The following is a 22,605-nucleotide window of genomic DNA, read 5'->3' on the forward strand; positions in this document are numbered from 1 at the left end:
ATAAAAAAGACGGAATTTTGTAAAATTCCGTCAAAGCTTAAATAATATATCCAACTGATTTTAATGTATTAAAGATAAAACTTTCCATATATGAATAAATGTCTTCGCGTTCAGGTTCTTGAAACAAATCATGATAACAGGCTTTCCATTCCTTATATTGATACTCTGATAAACTTTGTTGCGCGAGCCATTTTTTACTATACGCTACATCCGCTATTTTATCATTGCCACCAGTCATTAATAAAATCGGGATATTTGGAAATACCGTTTGTTGTGATATTCCCTTCATAAAACCATGAAGTTCACGATACCAATTGACAGTAATGACATCATTATAGTAAATATCATCTTTTTCCTCTTTATAAAATTCATAGCTTCTCGTTAAGTGTTTAATATTGATTTCATGATTGATTTTCAAATTGCCTGTCAGTTTACTTAGACCTGTTAAAGCATTTGATAATTTTGATGGTTGGTGTTTTAAATGCATCCAAGGTGATGTTATTATCACACCTGTACATTCGTACTTGAATTTTTCAACAACATGGATTCCTAATATAGCCCCTAAACCATGTCCCACTACAAATACAGGTAAGTTATATGTTAAAGCTGCTTGCATTAGTTGTTTAACGAATGTTTCGTAACTTTTAAATTCTTCACTATGCACCCGTTTATGTCTACTATCTTCTCCATGTCCAGGTAAATCTCCTGAAATAACATGGATACCAGACGTTCTTAAATTTTCGATTAGCCACGCATAACGACGATGATGTTCGTATGCACTATGTATAATTACAGCGACTGCTCTTGCTTGACCTTCCGTTTCCCATTTCCACATTACTATCTCACCTCATAAATTCCTATGTATATATTAACGTATTCTGCCTATTTCAGTTCCATTCATAGCTTCCTTTTGTTACGATAATAATACATAATAACTTGAAATGAGGCGTTTTTCGATGATTTATCCATTTAGAGACAAAAAACCATCTATTGACCCATCCGTTTTTATCGGTGATAACGTAATTATTACTGGTGATGTTACTATTGGACCTGATTCTTCTATATTTTACAATACAGTTATTCGTGGAGATGTTTCACCTACGATTATCGGACGCAAAGTAAATGTACAAGATTTATGTTGTTTACATCAAAGTCCTGCATATCCACTAATCTTAGAAGACGACGTGACAATTGGACATCAAGTAACATTACATAGCTGTACTGTAAAAAAAGGCGCTCTAGTTGGGATGGCTTCGATTATCCTAGATGGTGCTGAAATTGGTGAAGGTGCATTTATAGGTGCCGGCAGTCTCGTTTCACAAGGCAAGAAAATCCCTCCAAACACATTAGCATTTGGACGCCCTGCAAAAGTTATTAGAGAGTTAACAGAGGAAGATAAAAAAGATATGGACCGTATTGTTAACGAGTATTACGAAAAAGGACAATATTATAAATCACTTCAAAAATAATTCATTCAAGTTGCCTGAGTATCGTTATTCAAACGATTTCTCAGGTTTTTTATTCTCTTACTACGAGTTTCTTCTATATTAAATAAAAAATATCCCGAACTACAATGATTACTTAACTAATCACCATGTAGCTCGGGATATTTTATGTTATTGATCAGATTAAATTATAGTCCCGCTTTTTCTTTTAAAACGGCAGCTTTATCTGTAGCTTCCCAAGGAACATTCAAATCTGTACGGCCGAAGTGACCATAAGCAGCTGTTTGTTTGTAGATTGGGCGACGTAGATCAAGCATTTTAATAATGCCAGCTGGGCGTAAATCAAATAATTCACGAACCCATTCAACTAAATCTGCTTCTTTTACTTTTCCAGTACCAAATGTATCGATTGCAATTGAAACTGGTTGTGCAACACCAATTGCATAAGCCAGTTGTACTTCACAACGCTCAGCAAGTTCAGCTGCTACGATATTTTTCGCAACATAACGCGCTGCATAAGCTGCAGAACGGTCAACCTTAGTCGCATCCTTACCAGAGAAAGCACCGCCACCATGACGAGCATATCCACCATAAGTATCTACGATAATTTTGCGTCCCGTTAAGCCTGCATCACCTTTTGGTCCACCAATTACAAAACGACCAGTTGGGTTGATGAAGTATTTTGTTTTTTCGTCTAGTAATTCAGTAGGTACAACTGGAGCAATTACACGTGCTTGTAAATCCTCTTTAATCTGCTCTAATGTTACCTCTGGATCATGCTGAGTTGAAATAACAATTGTATCCACACGAACTGGACGATTATTTTCATCATATTCGATTGTTACTTGTGTTTTACCATCTGGACGTAAATAATCTAACTCTTTTGTTTTACGAACTTCTGTTAAACGTCGTGCTAACTTATGTGCCAAACTAATAGGTAGAGGCATTAACTCAGGTGTCTCGTTACATGCGTATCCGAACATTAAACCTTGGTCACCTGCACCAATTGCTTCTATATCTTCATCTGTCATTGAGCCTTCGCGTGCTTCTAGTGCTTGGTCAACGCCTAATGCGATATCAGCTGATTGCTCACCGATTGCCGTTAAAACAGCTACGTTTTCGCCATCAAAGCCATATTTACCACGTGTATAGCCGATTTCCATTACCGTTTCACGAACGATTTTAGGAATATCAACATAAGTTGATGTTGTAATTTCTCCTGCTACTAATACAAGCCCTGTTGTTACTGTAGTTTCACACGCTACACGTGCATTCGGGTCTTTTGAAACGATTTCATCTAAAATGGCATCCGAAATTTGATCACAAATTTTATCTGGATGTCCTTCTGTTACACTCTCTGATGTAAACAGTCGACGGTTTGTCATTTGGTTTCCTCCTATTATCTGCGAGATTGCCTCGGAAATGATACGGTACTCATTACCCATGTTAGTTCTTTCCAGTAGGATTGAACGCCAAGCCGTTGCTGCCTTTAACACGAGGATTCTAGAAAGTGCCACTATATATAAATAGAACCGCATAAATTACATTTACTTATTAAAAATTTAGGAATTGGTCTATTTTAAATAAAAAAACCCTTCCCCCCATTATTACTAATGAGTGGAAGGGAATAATTCATAAGCACCTTTCACTCTTATCGTTCAAGGATTAAATCCTTGCATCAGATTGAGCACCAGCGCATCACATAAAATCACAATGCAGGTTGCCGGGTTTCATAGGGCCTGACCCTCCACCAGCTCGGGATAAGAGTATCCGTTCAATTTCTCATGTTAGAACATTATAGCTTAGTTGTCAACCTCTTTTTTATTTCTAAAAAAAAGTACAACTTTCATAGAAATTAAATGGTAATTAGTATAGATTATTTAGCTAAATGTGTTATACTAATTTCCGAAATGAATTATAAATCCCCTCTAATAAGAGGAATAATATAAAAAGGATGGTACGTAAAACGATGAATTCAGTAGAAATTACGAATGAACTGAAGGAATTATTGAAAGGTGAAAATATTCTTGAACAACTTTCAGTACCACAATTAACAGAAAAAGCTACTTCACGCGGTGAGGCAATCCTAACTGTTGATGGTGCAGTCAGAGCAGTCACAGGAAAATATACAGGTCGTTCTCCTAAAGATAAATATATGGTTGAAGAAGATAGTTCGAAAGACAAAATTGATTGGGGTAAAGTAAATAGACCAATTTCGTCGGATATCTTCGACTCATTATACACTAAAGTAATAAACTACTTAAAAGAAAAAGAAGAATTATTTGTATTTAAAGGTTTTGCAGGTGCAGACCCATCATCTCGTTTAGCTATTCGTGTAGTGAATGAATACGCTTGGCATAACCTATTTGCACATCAATTATTCATTCGTCCTACTGAAGAGGAATTAGAAACTCATGAAGCTGACTTCACTATCGTTTCTGCTCCAACTTTCAAAGCAGATCCAGCAGTAGACGGTACTGATTCAGAAACTTTCATTATCGTTTCCCTTGAAAAACGTATCATCCTTATTGGCGGAACTGAATACGCTGGAGAAATGAAAAAATCTATTTTCAGTATCATGAATTACTTATTACCACAACAAGGTATTCTTTCAATGCACTGTTCAGCAAACGTTGGTGAAGCAGGCGATGTAGCATTATTCTTCGGTTTATCTGGAACTGGTAAAACAACTTTATCTGCAGATGCAGATCGTAAACTAATCGGTGATGATGAACATGGTTGGTCTGACAACGGTGTATTCAATATCGAAGGCGGTTGCTACGCTAAGACTATCAACCTTTCTAAAGAGAAAGAACCTGAAATCTACAATGCTATCAGTTTTGGTACTGTATTAGAAAACGTAGTAGTAGATGAAGAAACACGCATTCCTAACTACGATGATGTTTCGCTAACAGAAAATACACGTGTTGCTTACCCAATCCAAAATATCGAAAATATTGTTGATCCATCTGTTGCAGGCCATCCTAAAACAATCATCTTCTTAACTGCAGATGCATTTGGCGTATTGCCTCCAATCAGTAAGTTATCAAAAGAGCAAGCAATGTATCACTTCTTAAGTGGTTTCACATCTAAACTAGCAGGTACTGAGCGTGGCGTTACTTCACCTGAACCAGTATTTTCAACATGCTTCGGTTCTCCATTCTTACCTCTTCCAGCAACAGTTTACGCTGAGATGTTAGGTAACAAAATCGACGAACACGAAGTAAACGTTTTCTTAGTAAACACTGGTTGGACTGGTGGCGAGTACGGTGTTGGTAACCGTATGAAACTTTCTTACACTCGTACAATGGTTCGCGCTGCAATCGACGGTAAACTAAATAACGTCTTTACTGAAAAAGATGCTATCTTCGGATTAGAAATGCCTGTAGCTATTGAAGGTGTTCCTACTGAAGTATTAAATCCACGTAACGCTTGGGAAGATAAAGAAGCTTATGATCAAAAAGCTTCTGCACTTGCTGGCATGTTCCGAGAAAACTTCAAAAAATTCGGTGTTGTATCAGAAGATATCGTGAAAAATGGCGGTCCTATCGCTTAATTCATCCAATATAACAAAAAGACCACTCTTCGAGTGGTCTTTTTATTTTAAAATATGTATAAATTGAAAAGACCGTTGATTTCCACTACGGTGGGCGCAAGCCGCGGGAGCCGCGATCTCCGCTCCAATCAACTTCACATATAATATATACAAATCTTTCGAAGTTAGAAAATGATGGCGAATATAATTCGAAGATGCTACTTATTTAGAGTGGCCAATAATTAATTTTAGCCCCCAAATTACACAAACACATTAATTATCCCTAACACCATATTCAAAACAATAAAAATTAAAATAATTGTAATAATACGATGCAATGTAAAAACCTCTACTTCTTTATCTTTATAACGCTCATAAAGAATCCATAAAACAATTACTCCTAATAAATAAATTAAATTAAATGCTAAATATACAATCTTAAAAATAGTCAACTTTTCAAAAACACCTGTCTTTTTTCTGAGTTAAATCAGCTTTTTTAAAATAAAATGGTTGGTGAAAATATGTTATGTATAGATACGTAGCGGGCATTCAAAACGTATGCGAATGATAAAGAGTTTACGCGCTATCGATTTAAAACGATTGCAGAATGATCAAAAGGCATTTATCATAAAAAAAACTTACGCCCAATAAAAGAATCAAGCGCAACGATTCTCTTAAGAAAAATGATATTGCTTTTTCGCAATACGACTAAGCAACACAACAAAGACCATTCTTTTCCTTATATTCATTTACTATAAAAAAACAGGGCGGAGTATCTTAAATAATAATCAAACAAAAAACATTCAGGATATGAACATTCTGAATGTTTTTGTTATATTATTCAACATCAACATCATAAAATACTGCCTCTGTATGAGGATTAGAAAATTGTTGTATCACTTCTTCAGAATATGCTCCTGTGACTTTATTAAAGCGTACCTCAAAGCCGTAATCCCTAACCTCTATTCTGCCATTCCCATCTTCATCATAATAGCGCATAGAGAACCATTTTAATTTCCCCTCTTTACTAGCAGCATGATTTTTTAAAAATGTACGGTTATCATCTTTTAAGGGAATTCTTTGGATTTTTATAAGACCTTCATCTTTAGAGACATCTGCTATTTTTTCCAATTCTTCAATAACCCCATGTTCTTCTTGCCAACTTTGAATTTCTACAACTACACACTCTTTTGTGAATTCATCGCAAAGAATTGCCCAAAATGGATATGTTTCCTCAAAACTTGCATCAACTTTTACTTTTTCCGGGTCGACTGTTATTTTTACATAACCTAGCATAAGTTCACCCCTTTTGGAGTTTCATCCAATTGCATGCGCTCGTAACCATTTTGTGATTGACTGCACTAGGGAAAAAATGAGTATAGTCATTAAAATACCAAGTTTCTACATGCTTATTAAATGCCTTTAAGCTTTCTTCAAGCAATAAAGCATGATGCAATCCAACGTTCTCATCCTTTTTACCATGAATAATTAATACCGGTGTATTTAATTTATTTATCTCCGCAATTGGTGAACGCTCTTCATATGCCTCAGGTATCTTAGAAGGTGACCCGCCTATTACCCTTTTCATCATTCTGCGCATATCTATACGTTCTTCATACGTAAATTTAGGATTAGAAACGCCTGCCCAAGTCACAATAGATGTAATGTCATCTCGCAAAATCCCAGTCCAAAGCGCCATCAAACCGCCTCTAGAAAATGCGAATATATGAATGCGATGTGTATGACAATATTGTTTTAATACATCGACACCGTTTACTGCATCATAACGGTCATTTCCACCAAATTCATCTCGACCTTCTCCCCCACGATTTCCGCGGTAATACGGCGCAAAAACAACTAATCCTTGCGATGCAAATTGCGCAATACGAGCAGGTCGAACCATACCAATACCTTGCATACCACCACGTAGATAGAGTAGTCCTTCATAAATACCCTTTGCGACTGGCTCTGCAAGTAATCCTTTCACTCGTAAACCTTCTGACCAATATGTAATTTCAGTTAGACGAACTTTGGGATTTGGAGACGGATAATCACGACGACTTTCAACGAAGCCATTTATCTTCACGCTCACTCACCTTCTCCAACATTTTTTTCATCCCTGCATCTTTCATGTAGAAGCTTAGTCGATCACTATTATGTAACTCTTCATCCGATAGCAATACAGCTCCATTCGTTTCAAATTTTCGCTGAATGTCATCAATTTTCAAGACATTTGCCACATAAACTGCTTTACTAAATGGACACTCATCATGAACATAGTATGTTGCTAACCACTCTATCTCATGAATGATGGCACCGGTTTCTTCATATACTTCCCTTTCAGCAGCTTGTTCTAACGTCTCTTCTCCTTCTACTTTACCACCTGGAAATTCAAGGCCCCGTTTTGGATGATCCGTTAATAACCACTGTTCATGATATTTAGCCAAAACTAGTACATGCTTAGGCGCCATGTTAAAAGCATTTTTCTTAAAAGATAATTCAACACCATTGCCGTTTAAATCCGTAAATGTAAACATACCTTCGATCACTCCCTATTGCTCTAAGTGTAACGAAGGTATGTTTTTCAATCAACTATAATATGGCATTTGTTCAATTAGTTGCTTCGTTTCAGTATCACCAAATTCGTGAACTAGTGCATACAGTTTCTTTAAACGTAGATCAACTTCATCGTTTTCCTGATCTAAATGGTATGGAATGTAAGGTAATTGAGCTCTCCATATACTCTTCCCATCAAAGTATTCCGCTTGATTAAATAGTTGGTCAAAAATTTTTATATATTGAGGTTCAATCTGAAGTTTAAATTCCCATGGGGATTCGTCAGGGGAAGTATAGTAACGCTGATTTGCAATCGAAACGTAAAGTGTAATGGGTTTATTCATCATATCATCCTCTTTTTTAATATAGGATAACCTAATCTAAATCAATTATACTTTGACGTCCAGCAAACATAGCAATATTCACTTGTTGATCAATAGAGAAAGGTTGTTTATGTAAGGCATCTAAAACTATTTTCATTAATGTTTCATAAAAGCATTTCTAAATGATGCTCTTCACTGATAAACGTAGTATGAATAAAATGTAAAAACCCACCTTTACTAATCTTTAAGTAAAGGCGGATTCAAAGTTTTTATTTTCTTTCTCAATCAACTTATATCAAATTCAATTTTTCCACAAATTGGATTAAGGCTTGAATGATGCTCTTTAGTTTACACGTTGTACGCTTCGTTTTCTTAACAATTTCGCAGTGTCTACCATTATCTCAAGTGCTGCTAAAGTTTCATCGGTTTTTCGTGTTTTTAAACCACAATCCGGATTAATCCAGCACTGTTCTGGTGAGAGAACTTCAAGACTGTCATTTACTACAGCTACCATTTCATCTATTTCAGGAATTCTTGGACTATGAATATCGTATACACCTAAACCAATACTATTTGTATATGTTGCATTTTTGAAAGCCTCAATAATTTCACCATGACTTTTCGATGTTTCAATTGAAATAACATCCGCATCAAGTGCACGAATTGGCTCAATAAAATCATTAAATTCACAATAACACATATGCGTATGAATTTGTGTCTCATCCTCGACTCCTGAAGTAGCTAATTTAAAGGCATCAACGGACCAATCCAAATAAGCATCATGTTTTGAAGCTTTTAATGGTAAACCCTCTCTAAGTGCAGGTTCATCTACTTGAATAATACGAATACCAGCAGTCTCTAATGCTTCAATTTCCTTACGTAGTGCTAAGGCAATTTGTTGAGCTACTATACTACGTGGAACATCATCACGAACAAATGACCAATTTAAAATTGTAATAGGCCCAGTCAACATACCTTTAACAGGTTTAGTTGTTAACGATTGTGCGTACACTGTTTCGTCGAGCGTCATTGGTTTTTCCCACCTAACATCTCCATAAATAATTGGTGGTTTAACGCAACGTGATCCATATGAAACGACCCACCCTTTTTCTGTAAATGCAAATCCTACAAGCTTTTCTCCAAAGTATTCAACCATATCTGTTCTTTCAAATTCACCATGAACTAAAACATCAAGTTCTAGTTTTTCTTGGTACGCAATCCATTTTCTTATTTCATTTTTTATGAAATTATCATGTTGTTCCTTATCAATTAGTCCTTTTTTCAGCTGTGAACGATTGCTCTTCACTTCAGCTGTTTGCGGGAAGCTACCAATTGTTGTTGTAGGAAAGTCTGGTAGTTGTAAAAGCTTTTGCTGACGATCTTTTCGAATAGCATATGCTGATTGACGTGTTATTTGAATTTCACTCAACCTTTTAATATTCTTCTGTACTTCTTCTTGTTGACGTACTAAACTGCTATTTAGCAATTCTCTTGTCAATCGGTTTTGTTCAAAAGCCTCTTGATTAGCATCACGTTTATTTGTCAAAGCGTTCTTCAAAATAGCTAACTCTTGTAACTTTTCGTTAGCAAATGCTAAGTTTTCATATAGCTCTTTAGGTAATTTAGTTTCTGCGGTTAAACTTACTGGCACATGCATTAGGCTACATGACGGCTGAATCCACAGATGATCAGGGGAAACTAAACTTTCTAATTCAATTAGTAATTTAAATGATTGTTGTAAAGGAGTAATCCAAATGTCACGACCATTAATAATGCCCGCGGCTAGAACTTTATCGTTTGGAAATCCATATTTTTTGATATTAGAAACATTCTCTTCTAGACCATGTACAAAGTCTAGCCCGATGCCTGCTACAGGTAATTTAATCAATTCTTCATACCATTCTGCTGACTCAAAATATGTTTGTAATAGCAAATTGCTGGTGTAATTAGCAGTGTTTAGTTGTTCATATATTTCTGAGATTATTTTCATATCTCCCTTAGATAAAGAAGTTGATAGAATTGGTTCTTCTATTTGAATCCATTTTGCACCGGCTGCAGAAAGTTCACTCAACAGTTGACTATAGACATTGATTAACTGAAGTAAATATGACGGCTTATTCAGCGTAGCAACTTCTTTTGTTAAAAAATAAAATGTTCCTGGGCCTATGATGGTAGGCTTTAGCTCTGCATTAAAGTTTTCCTTCGCTTCTAAATAATAGCGCAATGGTTTATTGTCCAATAATTTTAAAGTTTGTCCTTCATACTCAGGTACAATATAGTGATAATTCGTATTAAACCACTTTGTCATTTCACTTGCAGGAGCAGATTGATTTCCACGTGCCATCGCGTAGTAAGTTTCTAGAGATACTAAATCTGAATTCCATTTATAACGTGCAGGAATAATTCCAAACATTGCTGCTAAATCTAACATGCGATCGTAGTATGTAAAATCACCTACGGTTACTAAGTCAATCTTTGCATCTAGCTGAACTTGAATATTTGCTAATCTATACTCTTTCATCTGTACTTCGAATTGTTGTTCACTTATTTCTTTTGACCAAAAAGCTTCGATAGTTTTTTTCCATTCACGATAAGGCCCGATATATGGATATCCAATAACTGTACTTTTCATCTTTCCATCCTCCAATTCAATAAAAAAACCACCATCTAATGAAAAACATTAAAAGGTGGTTGATGATTTTTAAAATAGTAAATACCGAAAAAAATCAGGAATAATAAATGAAGACACACTATTCCCTTTCAAATTCGCTTATCGTACTAGGATATAATAATCCTTGAAAAAAATCTCTCTAACACCCCCTATCCGCGTAGGTTTTTTGGTGTGTACTAAACTAAGGCAGGTCTCCTGGCTTGTCATCATCGCTTACTTTTCCTTCCCATTACAAATCTAACAGTGGATTTAAAAGTTTGCTCCTACATACAGTTGCGGGACAGCATCGGATTCTAACCGATTTCCCTTTTAAGCGACTATCAATTTAAAATAGCGCACCTTAGCCTACACGATATTTAATTGTTCACTTACTATAACACACAAACTTTAATTTGTTCGGTATATTCAAAATTTAAAGATAATTATATTTTATATGATTACCAAACCGTTAAATTTAGTTTTTCAGTATAAATGTCAGTTACACTTTCATCTTTTCTTCAATACTAACTTCAATCAAATCATGTGGGTAATATACCAGTTCGCTATACACACTTGAATATGCCTTTTCTAGTTTACCTAATTCTTCTTCAATATTTTCAATTCTACTATTTTCAATGGAGCTTTCAATCATGTTTTTCGCCTGCAATAAAGTACAAACTGTATCTGTAACTTGTGAAAGCATCACCATCGATTTTAACTGTAATTTAAACTCTTCAATATTCATTCTTATTCCCCTTATCTGTTCATTAAAAAAACACCTTTTATCAATTAATAAAAGATGTTTTTATGATTAATTAATATGTTCCCTGTTGCGACAATACGTACTAGAATAAACGTTTCTATACTTAGAAACAGAAGTTTTTATCACTTCTAAATCCTCATTAGTCCAAACGCTTTCTCTAATACGCTGTCGTACAGTGATCATATAAATAGGGTTTCTATTCATTATCACATAACACCTCCTATCCACGTAGGGTTTTGGTGTGTACTAAACTAGGCAGGTCTCCTGGCTTGTCATCATCGCTTACTTTTCCTTCCCATTACAAATCTAACAGTGGATTTAAAAGTTTGCTCCTACATACAGTTGCGGGACAGCATCGGATTCTAACCGATTTCCCTTTTAAGCAGCTATTTATTGAAAATAGTGCACCCAATTCTACACGTTATTCAGTTGTATCACCATCTTACCATAGTGTAATGCGATTATTCATAATATTATTTGCGAGTAATATAAAAAAGGATTTACATTGAATAAAAATTATTGAAGTGATTTTTCGATAGAATATTAGTATTTCTGTCTACTAATAGCAAAGAGTAAGGTTCTTTTTATAGATATAAATGAATTATTCAATGGGGTGTACGAAAAGGAGGGACTTTATATTCAACTACTATTTCAAAAAAGTTGATATTATTTAGACAAACTATATTAATGTGCCAAATTATATTGTATAAAGAACTAGCAACTGTTCTAAAATTTAAACAGTTGCTGTTGTTTATACAATATTTTTTATTCATCTTACTAAAGCTTGGATAGTACTGCGAAAAGTTTATCCAACACCAAATATATTAAGCTTCTTCAGCCTCATAGCTAATTTGCCATTCGATACCAAACTTGTCCTTTAAACTTCCATAGCATTTGCTAAAAAATGTTTCTTGTAGCTCCATAGCAACTTTTCCGCCAACTTTTAGTGCTTCAAAAGCAGATTTAAGTTGTTCTTCATTGTCACTAACAACGGCTAGGCTAACATTATTTCCTACTATAAAAGGAGAACCAGGGAAAACATCAGAAAACATAACATTACTTCCAAGAATGTTTAGTCGAGTATGCATGACTAAATTTTTTGCTTCCTCTGGTAAAGTATATTCAGGGTTTTGTGGCGCATCACCAAAAGTCATAATTTCTGGTTTCTCTGTGTTAAAAACCTCTGCATAAAACTCTGCTGCTTCGCGACAATTTCCATTAAAATTAAGATACACATTAATAGCCATTTAGCACACTCCTCTTTTCACATCATATTGTTTCAAACATAATTACATTCTAATTTTATATTTCCAACATATAGTAGTCAAATTTTTCAATTTTATAACTCGTTATTTGAACTTTTTCAACCCATCAAAAAAACCACGCACTACAAAGTTGGAGTACGCGGCCTTAGCAAATCATACTTGAATGTCAATAGTTGCCCCTTTATAAGGGTGCGCCGCTTGAGCAGGTTCTGGCATTGCTTCTAATAACTGTACAGCTGCTGTTGCTTGCATATTCATCGAATTTTGCAAAACGCTCATTTGTACGGTTTGTTGAAGCTGAGCAAGGTCCATTGACATCATAGAGTTAATATCCATTAGTATCACTCCCTCATCTTTAATAGTATCGGAAATTCTAAGTTATTATTAAATGGATGCAAAAATCCGTTGTAGCATTTACTTGTCCAAGGGAACTATCTTTCATCTTAGTTCGTAGATACCTCTGAGCTTTCAATTGTAACCGTGACTCCTGTTTCGCCATATTTGCCATACGCCGCATGATAAGCAGGACCTACACCTTGTATAAAACCAAATGAATGACGGATGCCTGCTGAGATGAATTTTTTCGCCTCAATAACAGCTTCTGGTACAGTTTGACCTTTTGCTAAACCTGCAGTGATAGCAGCGGAGTATGTACAGCCCGCACCATTTGTATGGATTGTATCGAATCGTGGCGCCTCCAATAAATAGAATTGTTCACCATCAAATAAGACATCAATTGCAGGGCCCTCTAATCGACCGCCCTTTACAAGTACATATCGTGGTCCTAATTCATGTAATTTCTTTGCCGCTACTTTTAAATCTTCTACCGAATTCAGATCCATACCGTCTAGTAAATAAGAAGCTTCTGGCATATTCGGTGTGATGATCGTTGCTAGAGGAATTAGTTGCGTACGCATCGCTTCCATTGCATCTTCTTTTAATAATGCAGAACCAATTTTCCCAATCATTACAGGATCTACAACAATATTTTTCACACCCGATTGTTGAATCCATCTAACCACATTAATTATTATTTCATGTGTGAAAAGCATTCCTGTTTTAATTGCATCTGCACCGATATCTTCTAAAATCGTATGAACTTGTGCTTCAATCGCTTCAACTGATTGCGGAAAAATCCCTAGTCCTGTGTGAGGACTTTTTGCCACAATAGCAGTAATAGCTGATGTCCCGAAGACATCTAGCTCCTGAAAAGTTTTGATATCTGCTTGAATCCCTGCTCCACCTCGTGCAGCTGACCCTGCAATTGTTAACGCTCTTGATACTTTCATTTTCAATCTATCCCTTCAGTTATCTTTCTATTAATTCCGCTTTACTAGAAGTTTTGACTCTTACTGACTTTGTCATAATCATAAGTCTTACGATAAAGATTGGATATTGAATCACGGTACAACTTTACCTACTAACCACACCCTGCCTTTAATTCTTTACAAACTAAAGTGTCTTTTGAATTGCCGGTACAAGAGTTTGGAGAGGGGTTAGAATATCACTATTTATTTGTTTACTTGCTTCTACCATCGATAACTGAGCCACTGCAATTGCTTGAGTACTGTCTTTTACCAACTTCTCTAACTCTTTAGCTACAATTCTATTGTGCTCTTCTAGTTGACCTTCCATAACTAACTTGAATGCACCTTCAATAATATGTACTTCAATGTCTAATGATTTACTAACTTTGTTTGCAAATTGATTCAAGCGATTGATGGTTCCTTCAACTGTTGCTGGATTCGTGAATACAATTTTTAAAGGCCTTGATAAGTCACAAATTTCTTTGAAGAAAGGTTCATCTAATTTAATTATTGGTTTCATGCTCTGATAATTTTCATCCAATAAAGCAATATAATTCGTACAAGTAATCAAAATCGCATCTACACTACTGTTCTCTATCCATTGAACCTGCTCGATTACTTTGCGTTTTGCCTCTGCAATTGAAAATGTATGATCGTGATTGATGCGATTTATTAACCCTGGATCAACAAAATGCTGTAACTCCACATTCATTCCATTTAACGCCTCTTCTATATATCGTATATTGGAATAATGGGCATGTAGACATCCTAATACTTTCAACGTACATCCACCTTTCTTATTCAGAAAATAATAACTAGATATGTAAAGCCTATATGAAGACACATAAAAAGACCAGTAACTTTTGGTTACTGGTCTTAGCATTATTAACAGTTAACCTAAGAATGCTTTTAACATCCAAACATGTTTATCAAGACTTTGATAAGTAGCATTTAATAAATCTTCCGTCATATCATCCTCTTCTTTTGCCGCTTCAACCATTCCTGATTTTAAGGATTTCATCACGATTTGAAAATCACTTATAACAGCTTCAACCATTTCATTTGTTGATTCGTTACCAGTCGCTTCTTTTACATTGGAAATTTCCAAATGTTCTTTTAATGTTGCAACGGGTTGTCCACCTAAAGTTAATATACGTTCTGCGATTTCATCTAAATGAGTTGCTGCTTCATTGTACAATTCCTCAAATTTCTCATGTAGCGTAAAGAAAGATGGTCCTTTCACATACCAATGGTAGTTATGTAATTTTGTATAAAGCACCGACCATGAAGCTACTAGTTGATTTAATTCATTTTGTAAAGCTGACATAAAACTTTCACACTCCTCTTTCTGTTTTAAGCACTATACTGTTAATATACCGCTATTTTAAGTAAAATAAACATGAAGAAATCATTGAGGTGAAATAAATGTCGATTGCTTGGATTGCCATAATGCCTGTTGTTATTTTGACAGTAGCTTTAGCAAGTTATTTAATTTACTATATCGCAAAAAACAACCAAAAAGATTCACATAAAACGATTGATCCTAAACCAACGCAGCCTTTTTATACTGCCGAGAAAGAAGATAAGTAAATGAAGTATATTTTCAAATTCCTTATTCGCATTTATCAAAAAGCGATTTCACCTTTGACTCCACCATCATGTCGCTTTTACCCAACATGTTCAAATTATGGGTTGGAAGCGATAGAAAAACACGGTGCTTTTAAAGGCGCTTACTTAGCAATCCGTCGCATTTTACGCTGTAATCCGTTACATCCAGGTGGATATGACCCTGTACCTGAAGAATGGCCTCCGAAAAAAGATTAGTTTCGGGGCTTTTTTTATTGTGTTTTTTTATAAACTCTTGTATGATAAAACATGTTGAAAAATAAATCGTAATGATTACTATTTAAGAGGTGCTAATATGAAAAAGGCTCTATCTATATTTTTAATTGCTATAATCGCTTTATTTACGGTTGCCTGCAATGCAGAAGACCAAGCAAATCAGGAAAAAAGTAAAAAAGACGTACTATCTATTTACACTACTGTTTATCCTTTAACTTACTTCGCAGAACGTATTGGTGGTAAGCATGTTGAAGTTAATTCCATTTACCCTCCTGGATCAAATGAACATTCTTTTGAACCAACGCAAAAAGATATGATGAATTTAGCAGACGCAGATTTATTTTTCTATGTTGGTTTAGGTCTTGAAGGCTTCGTAAATAATGCCCAAAAAACATTAAAAAATGAGAATGTAGAATTTATTGAAACTGCCGCTAATGTATCTGAGGAAAAACTAGACGTTAGTACAAGTGTTGCACATGAACATGAAGCTGAAGAAGAAGATCATGATCATGCACATGGTGATATTGACCCCCATGTATGGCTTTCACCTATTATCAGCCAAGATTTAGCACTTTCTATTAAAGACGCTTTAGTAAAAACTCAACCAAATCACAAAGAAGAATTTGAACAGAATTACAAGGCTTTAATCTCAGAGCTTCAAGATTTAGATAAGGAATTCAAAGAAATGGCAGATAATGCCCCTTCTAAAACATTCTTTGTATCTCACTCTGCATTTGGTTACATTGCTGGAACATACGGATTAACTCAAATCTCAGTAGCCGGATTGAATTCACAAGACGAACCCTCTCAAAAAGAATTAACAAAGATTGTCGATCAAGCAAAAGAGAATCATATTCACTATATCCTGTTTGAACAAAATGTTTCTTCTAAGTTAGCAGAAGTCATCCAAAAAGAAGTTGGTGCAGAACCACTTACTCTTCACAACTTAAGTGTTCTTACAGATAAAGACATTAAAAACGAAGAAACATACTTTACTTTAATGAAAAAAGATATCGAGACATTAAAAAAAGCTTTAAACGAATTAAAATAATATGAGCTAAACAAAAATTAAACCCGTACAAAGAGTCCGTATATCGGCTCTATGCACGGGTTTTTCTTATTCTAATAAATGTAGAAACCTATTTAATCATTTACTTTTCTTTTTCTGTTTCTTCCATAAAGCTCCTAAAGTTCTCAACGATTTCTTTTGATTTCGTATAATGTAAATAATGTTCTCCTTCAAATTCCATTACTTTTCCATGTATAGAATGTTTTATTTGTTCTTCATGCTCTACTTTCCATCCTTCAACATCCGTAGTATCTTTAACTAAAAAGAATATTACAGGAAGATTTTTGGGGAATGAATAGTTTTCAGCCGCTTTAAAATTATATTTAAAATTTTCCCCTTCACTAATAATATTTGGATTAAACGCGTTCTTGAGAGAAAGCATTCTAATTTGTTCTCTCGTGTCCTCATCTACTTCTGGAGCAAGCAGTTGGTCAGAATTTAGTTTCATTATCATTCTGTAGAAACCTGATTTATTAATCAGTTTATAGATTTCTGATGGAAATTCATCATCATTGCCACCTTGTGTTGGAAAACTACTATCAATCCCAACAAATGCATTGACTTCTTTTTCGTATTTGTTCACATATTCCAGTCCGTAAATTCCAGCTATGGAGTGTCCCATCAGAGTGTATCGATCAATATTTAGCTTTTGTAAACATTCATGAATCTCAGCTACAATATTTTCAATGGTTCTTTCTTTTTCTGTTACATCACTTAATCCATAACCAAAGGGCTCAATTACTACTACTTTGTAAAATGGAGATAGCTCATCCACTAGCGGCTTAAAATCAAGAGCTGGCGCTGCTGTTCCATAACCTGGTAATAGTACAACTGTTTCTTCACCTTCTCCTTGAATCGTAACATTCATATTTTTCCCATCTACAGATACAAACTGACCATAGGATTCTATATTTCCTTTCTCCAATTTATTGCAAATAATATTAACTGTAAAAACAATTGCTAGAAAAACTCCAATTGCTATAAATATTGCTACTATTATTTTAAGTAGAATTATTATTAGTTTTTTCATGATTCTATTCCTTTCTTAATGAGGTTAGTGGAGGTGAAATTGCTTCATTAGATATTTTTAAATCGATTTCATCCAATGAATACTTTAAAGTTTCGAGCTTGTCCCGGAACTCTCCCATAGATGTCTGTAAAATTATTGGAATAAACCATATGCTCAGTAGTAGCCAGAAAAAGTCTGACAGGCCAGTCATTGCTGAATAAGCTTTACTTAAAATAATTAACAGATGGATTTAACTTTTCTAAATCATATCCACGGTATAACTCGTTTGAATTTTCAGAAATATTATACAAGACAATAATATTGTTATTGTCATAAATAATTTGAAGATTAATCCACCATTCGTTTTTTAAAGGTAACCACTGTAGCAATAGCTGCTATAATAATCCAACCAATAATCACTGCAAATGGCTTAATTAAATCCCCTAAAGCAAAACTTTTTTCAAGTAGCTCTCCCAAAAGAATAATTTGAACACTTGGGAACCATTCGATCACTTTCAATATAGGATAATTTTCAATATACGCCATTCCCATAGGTCCTAATGAAAATATAGCTAGTACGGGTAATACAATAACAGACGATTCCATTACAGACTTAGCAAAAAGACCTAAAAATGTTCCGACAGCTATATAAAATACCGCTGATATCATTAGTGCTATTGCCATCACCACAAAATTCCTTGGCATATACCCTGAGAGATACATACATCCCCCTACAATAAGCATAGTAGAAATAAATGTTAGTGTACTTTTACCAATTAGGATTTCAGAAGTCGATGCTGGAGATAACATTAAACTCCTCAGTGTATTCTTCTCTTTCTCTTCAGCAATCAAGCAACATTGGACGTAGGTAGCTACCATCGAAAATGTAATGTTAATCGACATAAAGTACCCTTGAATTGTATCAACACCCACTCGAGCGTAAAAAGCTGCTAAAATAAGCGGTAAAAAAATCATTGATGATACTGCTAAATTACGCGAAAACTCCTTGTAGTCTTTCACTAAAATTGCTTGAATTCTTCTAACTGATGTATTCATAGTAGTTCCCTCCCCGTTACTTGTACGAAAATATCCCCTAGACTTGGTTCATTAGTCGATATACGTTCTACTTGATTATTTTGCATCCATTCAAACATTTGTTTAGCATCTCCCGAACCTTTACCAATTATTTCCTTCTTACCATCTAATAGTTCAACTGTTAATGTGTCATCTCCAAATTGACGTTTTAAGTCGGTAGGTGCTCCAATTGCACGTATAGTCCCTTTATCAAGAAAAGCTACACGATTACAAAGTACCTCAGCTTCTGCCATATCATGCGTCGTTAAGAAAATTGTCGTTCCCATCTCATTCAATTTACGTAATCCAGCATAAATATGATTAGTGTTCACTGGATCAAGCGCAGAGGTCGGCTCATCTAAAAATAACAATTCTGGTTTGTGTAAAATAGCACGTGCTAATGTAACTCGTTGGATCATTCCTTTTGATAAAGTATTAACACGTTTCTTACGTTCTTCATATAAGTTAACAAACTTGAGCGCCTCTTCAACTGATGAATCAGATAAATCATATAATCTACTATATAGTAGGAGGTTTTCTTCAATTGAAATTCTCGTATATAAACCACTATTATCTGTTAAGATACCAAATCGACTACGTGCTGCTGGTTGTTGCAATGCTCTCGCATCATTATTAAAGACTCGTACATCTCCACCTGATGCAGTAAGTTGCCCAGTTAAAATTTTTATTGTCGTTGTTTTCCCCGATCCACTTGGCCCAAGGAAACCGAATATTTCCCCTTTTTTAATTTCAAAAGAAACATCTCGAATTGCCTGCTCCTTTTGAAAACTCTTTTCCAAATGGCTTACTTCAATTATTGTTTCCATTAATATTCCCCCTGTATTCGATCTTGACCTAAGAATACAAGAGGCTTTATGATTGCGCATTATATATCGGGTGAAAGGAGCTATATGATGGTGAATGATATCAAATTATGGGTGAATGGAGACCGATTATTTCCTGAGAAATAATTTATATTCCGACTATTTTCTTCAATTCTACTAACTTACTTTTCGATAAAGGAACATGCGTTCTTTCGTTTTCAGATAAAATTAAGCTATAGCTGTTTTTAGTCCATGTCACAATTTCTCTAACCTTTTGTAAATTAACAATATAAGAGCGATGGCAACGGAAGAAACCGAATGGCACTAGACGTTGTTCGAGATCATTAAGTGTTAAAGTACATGGAAATGCATCTCCACTGACATATACATTCACTAATCCATCTACACTCTCAATATAATCAATTTCAGGTGGATTAAATAATATAAATTTGTCGTTCAGCTTGGTAGGAATTTTCTCTAATTTGATCAGCTGACTTTCTGTTTCAGATGTTTTCTCGGATTCTTTTCTCTCTTCTTGTAAATCCAATGGTTCTAAACCGGTTGAATCAAGGCGATAAAGTTGATCTGATGAACTCAGTAAATCTTCCAAATTATTAGCCAATAGATATACGATATATCCTTTTTCCTTTAATTTTGTAATAACAATATCAACAATACGTTTAGTTTCAACATCTAGATTCTGAAAAGGCTCTTCTAAAATATGTATAGGTTGTTCATGCATTAATAATTTGGCAAACCGAACTCTTTGAACTTGTACCTCATTTAAATCCTTAATTTTCACACTTTTTTTATCCATCAACCCAGTCATTTTAAGAATATCTTCAAGTACTTCATTAGAACTATATAAAGCCTTTTCAAACTTCAGGCTTTCCATTATCGTTAATCGTTCGTAGCACCCTTCTTTTCTAAAGTGAAGGTTTATTTGATTGTTGTATTGTAGTTGTTGTACAATATATCCTATTTGCTCTACATCAGAATATATACCAGTTACAGCTCCCTCATTAAATGGCAATTCGAATGAAGGACAAATTGTGACACCACCAATAACTGACTCAGGAATAACAATTTGCAGAAAATCTTTTGTCATGATTTATAACTTCCTCTCACAAATAATAAAATTATACAACATAATGGAAATTAATTCATTATAACCAATTTTAATACATATAAAGACAGCTGAATTCATATAAATATCAATGCTATTAATACAAATTTAAACCATCTATGATATTAATCATCATAGATGGTTTAATTAATTTAATCTTAATTTTATTCTTTGTTTAATAACTCTTTTAATTTTCTTCGCAATAACTTATTTGAACCATTACGAGGTAATTCACTAACGATATAAATTTGATGGGGTACTTTATAATTGGCTAAATGTTCCTTGCAAAACGCGAGCAATTCATCTACATTTATTCTTTCTTTTAATACAACAAATGCATTAGGTACTTGACCCCATTTATCATTCTCTACTCCACATACACCGGCTTCACGCACAGCTTCATGTGAAACAAGTACATTTTCAATCTCCGCAGGATAAATATTTTCACCACCGGAAATGATTAAATCTGAACGACGATCAACGACATACAAATAACCTTCATCATCGAGATAGCCAATATCTCCTGAATGTAACCAGCCATTTTCCTGAGAAGACTTATCTGCAAAACGCCCAATATATCCAGGTGTGACATGGGGACCACGAATTAAAATCTCACCTTGATCAAATGCTTTCTCTGCACCATCGATACGGATTTGATTGAAAAAGAGTGCTTTACCCGCAGATCCTAGTTTACGCAATGCATCTGTACTTGATAAAGTTGCTGTTTGAGAAGATGTTTCTGTCATACCGTATGTTTGGGAAACATTAAGCCCACGTTGTTCAGCTCGCTTCAAATAATCGATTGGAACAGGACCGCCCCCCGCAAGCATTGTTAAAAACTTAGGAGAAACTTTAGCATTTCTAGCTTCCAACTCCGATATAATTCTTTCTAAAGTGACAGAAACAACAGACATTCTTGTTACAGTACCTGCTACTAATTCATTTACTATTTCTTTTACGTTAAATTTAGGATAGAGTTTAATTTCAACACCATGCAATAATGATTTAGCTAGCATGGAAAATCCACTGATATGAAATAATGGCATTGTGCAAAGCCAGCAATCACCATCTACTAAGCCCATATTATAAACGGAGGAAGTAGCACTTGAAACGTGATTCCCTACTGTTTGACGAACCCCTTTTGGATAGCCGGTGGTACCAGATGTATACATGATTGTCATCGTTTCATCATCATTCCACTCACTTGCAAGATCGAAGTCTAGCTGATGACTTTTATTAATTTCATTAAAAGTCAACGTTGGCACTTTATTAACAGGTAATTTCTCCAGTAGTAAGTCCTCTACTAAAATAAAATCAACTGCCGCATCATCAATTTGATAAGCTAGCTCTTTTTCTGTTAATCGTAAATTTAATAGCACCATCTCACATTGCAAATTCATACAAGCATACATCATCCAAATAATATCGGGATGGGATGGTGCATATATAGCTACACGCGATTGCTGCTTTACGCCATTTGCAATTAATTTTTCAGCTAGAATAAGTGCTTTATCATTCGCTTCTTTAAAAGTCCACTGTTCTTCTTCAAAGCTAAGTGCAATCCGCTCAGGTGTTAATAAGCTACGTTGTATAAGCCAGTTTGGTATCATTTTTTCACCCCGCCTTAATTATGTTGATAAAAAAAGCTGCCCTTAGAGGACAGCTTAAAATGACAACTTTTCTGAGCTGTCATTTGTTGGAAATTAATTGAAGTATTTACTCGACAGTCCCAGCTTTAGGCGATAATTGCTCGCAGCTGGACGAGCATTTTGTTGCTCATGCAACCGTTACGACAAACTTATGTTGTCTTCCTTAGC

At 34.9% G+C, this 22,605-nt stretch carries 23 protein-coding genes and 3 riboswitches; of the genes, 5 read left to right on the forward strand and 18 right to left on the reverse strand.

Annotated features, from left to right (window positions below; all coding sequences use genetic code 11):
* Window positions 1-37: 37 nt before the first annotated feature.
* A complete protein-coding gene (locus AMD00_RS09135) occupies window positions 38-835 on the reverse strand; it encodes an alpha/beta hydrolase (RefSeq protein ID WP_053416696.1) in 798 nt (265 codons plus the stop codon).
* Between the two features lie 121 nt (window positions 836-956).
* Here AMD00_RS09135 and AMD00_RS09140 point away from each other — a divergent pair, with 121 nt between their 5' ends.
* Window positions 957-1,469 (forward strand): gamma carbonic anhydrase, encoded by a 513-nt coding sequence (locus tag AMD00_RS09140; protein WP_053416697.1) that lies wholly within the window; start codon window positions 957-959, stop codon window positions 1,467-1,469.
* Window positions 1,470-1,633: 164 nt separating this feature from the next.
* Here AMD00_RS09140 and metK read toward each other — a convergent pair whose 3' ends face one another.
* Window positions 1,634-2,830 carry a methionine adenosyltransferase gene (metK, locus tag AMD00_RS09145; RefSeq protein ID WP_053416698.1) on the reverse strand — a complete coding sequence of 399 codons (1,197 nt, stop codon included), beginning with the start codon at window positions 2,828-2,830 and terminating at the stop codon, window positions 1,634-1,636.
* Between the two features lie 263 nt (window positions 2,831-3,093).
* Window positions 3,094-3,212: riboswitch (SAM riboswitch) on the reverse strand.
* A gap of 202 nt (window positions 3,213-3,414) precedes the next feature.
* On the opposite strand from metK, the gene pckA reads away from it, so the two are divergent.
* Window positions 3,415-5,001 (forward strand): phosphoenolpyruvate carboxykinase (ATP), encoded by a 1,587-nt coding sequence (pckA, locus tag AMD00_RS09150; RefSeq protein ID WP_053416822.1) that lies wholly within the window; start codon window positions 3,415-3,417, stop codon window positions 4,999-5,001.
* An 816-nt stretch (window positions 5,002-5,817) separates the two neighbouring features.
* On the opposite strand, the gene AMD00_RS09160 is transcribed toward pckA, so the two are convergent.
* The 11 genes from AMD00_RS09160 to AMD00_RS09210 form a co-directional block, all read right to left on the reverse strand.
* A complete protein-coding gene (locus AMD00_RS09160; protein ID WP_053416700.1) occupies window positions 5,818-6,276 on the reverse strand; it encodes a hypothetical protein in 459 nt (152 codons plus the stop codon).
* Window positions 6,277-6,280: 4 nt separating this feature from the next.
* Window positions 6,281-7,066, reverse strand: coding sequence for an alpha/beta hydrolase family protein (locus AMD00_RS09165; RefSeq protein WP_053416701.1), 786 nt, complete (start codon window positions 7,064-7,066; stop codon window positions 6,281-6,283).
* Window positions 7,044-7,517 carry an RNA deprotection pyrophosphohydrolase gene (gene ytkD, locus AMD00_RS09170; RefSeq protein ID WP_053416702.1) on the reverse strand — a complete coding sequence of 158 codons (474 nt, stop codon included), beginning with the start codon at window positions 7,515-7,517 and terminating at the stop codon, window positions 7,044-7,046. The genes AMD00_RS09165 and ytkD overlap by 23 nt, the downstream gene beginning before the upstream one ends.
* 51 nt (window positions 7,518-7,568) lie before the next feature.
* Window positions 7,569-7,883: a transposase gene (locus AMD00_RS09175; protein ID WP_245639467.1), complete on the reverse strand. Its 315-nt coding sequence runs from the start codon at window positions 7,881-7,883 to the stop codon at window positions 7,569-7,571.
* Window positions 7,884-8,202: 319 nt separating this feature from the next.
* Window positions 8,203-10,491, reverse strand: coding sequence for a 5-methyltetrahydropteroyltriglutamate--homocysteine S-methyltransferase (metE, locus tag AMD00_RS09180; RefSeq protein WP_053416704.1), 2,289 nt, complete (start codon window positions 10,489-10,491; stop codon window positions 8,203-8,205).
* Window positions 10,492-10,698: 207 nt separating this feature from the next.
* Window positions 10,699-10,888: riboswitch (cobalamin riboswitch) on the reverse strand.
* A gap of 120 nt (window positions 10,889-11,008) precedes the next feature.
* Window positions 11,009-11,254 (reverse strand): hypothetical protein, encoded by a 246-nt coding sequence (locus AMD00_RS09185; RefSeq protein ID WP_053416705.1) that lies wholly within the window; start codon window positions 11,252-11,254, stop codon window positions 11,009-11,011.
* Window positions 11,255-11,509: 255 nt separating this feature from the next.
* A riboswitch (cobalamin riboswitch) is annotated at window positions 11,510-11,699 on the reverse strand.
* Between the two features lie 397 nt (window positions 11,700-12,096).
* Window positions 12,097-12,519, reverse strand: coding sequence for a VOC family protein (locus AMD00_RS09190; protein WP_053416706.1), 423 nt, complete (start codon window positions 12,517-12,519; stop codon window positions 12,097-12,099).
* 171 nt (window positions 12,520-12,690) lie between these two features.
* A complete protein-coding gene (locus tag AMD00_RS09195; protein WP_053416707.1) occupies window positions 12,691-12,873 on the reverse strand; it encodes a YjfB family protein in 183 nt (60 codons plus the stop codon).
* Between the two features lie 107 nt (window positions 12,874-12,980).
* Window positions 12,981-13,826 (reverse strand): bifunctional hydroxymethylpyrimidine kinase/phosphomethylpyrimidine kinase, encoded by an 846-nt coding sequence (gene thiD / locus AMD00_RS09200; protein ID WP_053416823.1) that lies wholly within the window; start codon window positions 13,824-13,826, stop codon window positions 12,981-12,983.
* Window positions 13,827-13,989: 163 nt separating this feature from the next.
* Window positions 13,990-14,625 (reverse strand): hypothetical protein, encoded by a 636-nt coding sequence (locus AMD00_RS09205; protein ID WP_053416708.1) that lies wholly within the window; start codon window positions 14,623-14,625, stop codon window positions 13,990-13,992.
* 111 nt (window positions 14,626-14,736) lie between these two features.
* A complete protein-coding gene (locus AMD00_RS09210) occupies window positions 14,737-15,171 on the reverse strand; it encodes a Dps family protein (protein WP_053416709.1) in 435 nt (144 codons plus the stop codon).
* Between the two features lie 98 nt (window positions 15,172-15,269).
* Between AMD00_RS09210 and AMD00_RS23200 the strand changes: the two genes are divergently transcribed.
* From AMD00_RS23200 to AMD00_RS09220, 3 genes are all read left to right on the forward strand, one after another.
* Entirely contained in the window at window positions 15,270-15,434 is a 165-nt protein-coding gene (locus AMD00_RS23200; RefSeq protein WP_157059205.1) for a hypothetical protein, read from the forward strand.
* Entirely contained in the window at window positions 15,435-15,668 is a 234-nt protein-coding gene (gene yidD / locus AMD00_RS09215; RefSeq protein WP_038188145.1) for a membrane protein insertion efficiency factor YidD, read from the forward strand. It abuts the gene before it with no gap.
* A gap of 97 nt (window positions 15,669-15,765) precedes the next feature.
* Complete coding sequence (locus tag AMD00_RS09220; protein ID WP_053416710.1) at window positions 15,766-16,737, forward strand: metal ABC transporter solute-binding protein, Zn/Mn family; 972 nt, start codon at window positions 15,766-15,768, stop codon at window positions 16,735-16,737.
* Between the two features lie 100 nt (window positions 16,738-16,837).
* On the opposite strand, the gene AMD00_RS09225 is transcribed toward AMD00_RS09220, so the two are convergent.
* The 5 genes from AMD00_RS09225 to AMD00_RS09245 all read right to left on the reverse strand — a co-directional run bounded on the left by AMD00_RS09225 (window position 16,838) and on the right by AMD00_RS09245 (window position 22,398).
* On the reverse strand, window positions 16,838-17,785 hold the full coding sequence (locus tag AMD00_RS09225) for an alpha/beta fold hydrolase (protein ID WP_053416711.1): 948 nt from the start codon (window positions 17,783-17,785) through the stop codon (window positions 16,838-16,840).
* 327 nt (window positions 17,786-18,112) lie between these two features.
* Window positions 18,113-18,820: an ABC transporter permease subunit gene (locus tag AMD00_RS09230; RefSeq protein WP_053416712.1), complete on the reverse strand. Its 708-nt coding sequence runs from the start codon at window positions 18,818-18,820 to the stop codon at window positions 18,113-18,115.
* On the reverse strand, window positions 18,817-19,665 hold the full coding sequence (locus AMD00_RS09235) for an ABC transporter ATP-binding protein (protein ID WP_053416713.1): 849 nt from the start codon (window positions 19,663-19,665) through the stop codon (window positions 18,817-18,819). The genes AMD00_RS09230 and AMD00_RS09235 overlap by 4 nt, the downstream gene beginning before the upstream one ends.
* Window positions 19,666-19,810: 145 nt before the next feature.
* Window positions 19,811-20,770, reverse strand: a complete 960-nt coding sequence (locus tag AMD00_RS09240; RefSeq protein ID WP_053416714.1) for a response regulator transcription factor — start codon at window positions 20,768-20,770, stop codon at window positions 19,811-19,813.
* Between the two features lie 182 nt (window positions 20,771-20,952).
* Complete coding sequence (locus AMD00_RS09245; protein ID WP_053416715.1) at window positions 20,953-22,398, reverse strand: o-succinylbenzoate--CoA ligase; 1,446 nt, start codon at window positions 22,396-22,398, stop codon at window positions 20,953-20,955.
* Window positions 22,399-22,605: the final 207 nt, after the last annotated feature.

The sequence above is a fragment of the Viridibacillus arvi genome (genome assembly GCF_001274945.1).
Lineage (GTDB): Bacteria > Bacillota > Bacilli > Bacillales_A > Planococcaceae > Viridibacillus > Viridibacillus arvi.

Excerpts from the sequence above, each read along its gene's own strand:
- AMD00_RS09220 (WP_053416710.1), top strand. The coding sequence starts at position 15,766 with ATGAAAAAGGCTCTATCTATATTTTTAATTGCTATAATCGCTTTATTT.
- AMD00_RS09225 (WP_053416711.1), bottom strand. The coding sequence starts at position 17,785 with ATGAAAAAACTAATAATAATTCTACTTAAAATAATAGTAGCAATATTT.
- AMD00_RS09135 (WP_053416696.1), bottom strand. The coding sequence starts at position 835 with ATGTGGAAATGGGAAACGGAAGGTCAAGCAAGAGCAGTCGCTGTAATT.
- AMD00_RS09140 (WP_053416697.1), top strand. The coding sequence starts at position 957 with ATGATTTATCCATTTAGAGACAAAAAACCATCTATTGACCCATCCGTT.
- ytkD (WP_053416702.1), bottom strand. The coding sequence starts at position 7,517 with ATGTTTACATTTACGGATTTAAACGGCAATGGTGTTGAATTATCTTTT.
- AMD00_RS09240 (WP_053416714.1), bottom strand. The coding sequence starts at position 20,770 with ATGACAAAAGATTTTCTGCAAATTGTTATTCCTGAGTCAGTTATTGGT.
- AMD00_RS23200 (WP_157059205.1), top strand. The coding sequence starts at position 15,270 with ATGTCGATTGCTTGGATTGCCATAATGCCTGTTGTTATTTTGACAGTA.
- AMD00_RS09175 (WP_245639467.1), bottom strand. The coding sequence starts at position 7,883 with ATGATGAATAAACCCATTACACTTTACGTTTCGATTGCAAATCAGCGT.
- AMD00_RS09210 (WP_053416709.1), bottom strand. The coding sequence starts at position 15,171 with ATGTCAGCTTTACAAAATGAATTAAATCAACTAGTAGCTTCATGGTCG.
- AMD00_RS09245 (WP_053416715.1), bottom strand. The coding sequence starts at position 22,398 with ATGATACCAAACTGGCTTATACAACGTAGCTTATTAACACCTGAGCGG.
- yidD (WP_038188145.1), top strand. The coding sequence starts at position 15,435 with ATGAAGTATATTTTCAAATTCCTTATTCGCATTTATCAAAAAGCGATT.
- AMD00_RS09195 (WP_053416707.1), bottom strand. The coding sequence starts at position 12,873 with ATGGATATTAACTCTATGATGTCAATGGACCTTGCTCAGCTTCAACAA.
- metK (WP_053416698.1), bottom strand. The coding sequence starts at position 2,830 with ATGACAAACCGTCGACTGTTTACATCAGAGAGTGTAACAGAAGGACAT.
- AMD00_RS09185 (WP_053416705.1), bottom strand. The coding sequence starts at position 11,254 with ATGAATATTGAAGAGTTTAAATTACAGTTAAAATCGATGGTGATGCTT.
- AMD00_RS09190 (WP_053416706.1), bottom strand. The coding sequence starts at position 12,519 with ATGGCTATTAATGTGTATCTTAATTTTAATGGAAATTGTCGCGAAGCA.
- AMD00_RS09230 (WP_053416712.1), bottom strand. The coding sequence starts at position 18,820 with ATGAATACATCAGTTAGAAGAATTCAAGCAATTTTAGTGAAAGACTAC.
- pckA (WP_053416822.1), top strand. The coding sequence starts at position 3,415 with ATGAATTCAGTAGAAATTACGAATGAACTGAAGGAATTATTGAAAGGT.
- AMD00_RS09160 (WP_053416700.1), bottom strand. The coding sequence starts at position 6,276 with ATGCTAGGTTATGTAAAAATAACAGTCGACCCGGAAAAAGTAAAAGTT.
- metE (WP_053416704.1), bottom strand. The coding sequence starts at position 10,491 with ATGAAAAGTACAGTTATTGGATATCCATATATCGGGCCTTATCGTGAA.
- AMD00_RS09235 (WP_053416713.1), bottom strand. The coding sequence starts at position 19,665 with ATGGAAACAATAATTGAAGTAAGCCATTTGGAAAAGAGTTTTCAAAAG.
- thiD (WP_053416823.1), bottom strand. The coding sequence starts at position 13,826 with ATGAAAGTATCAAGAGCGTTAACAATTGCAGGGTCAGCTGCACGAGGT.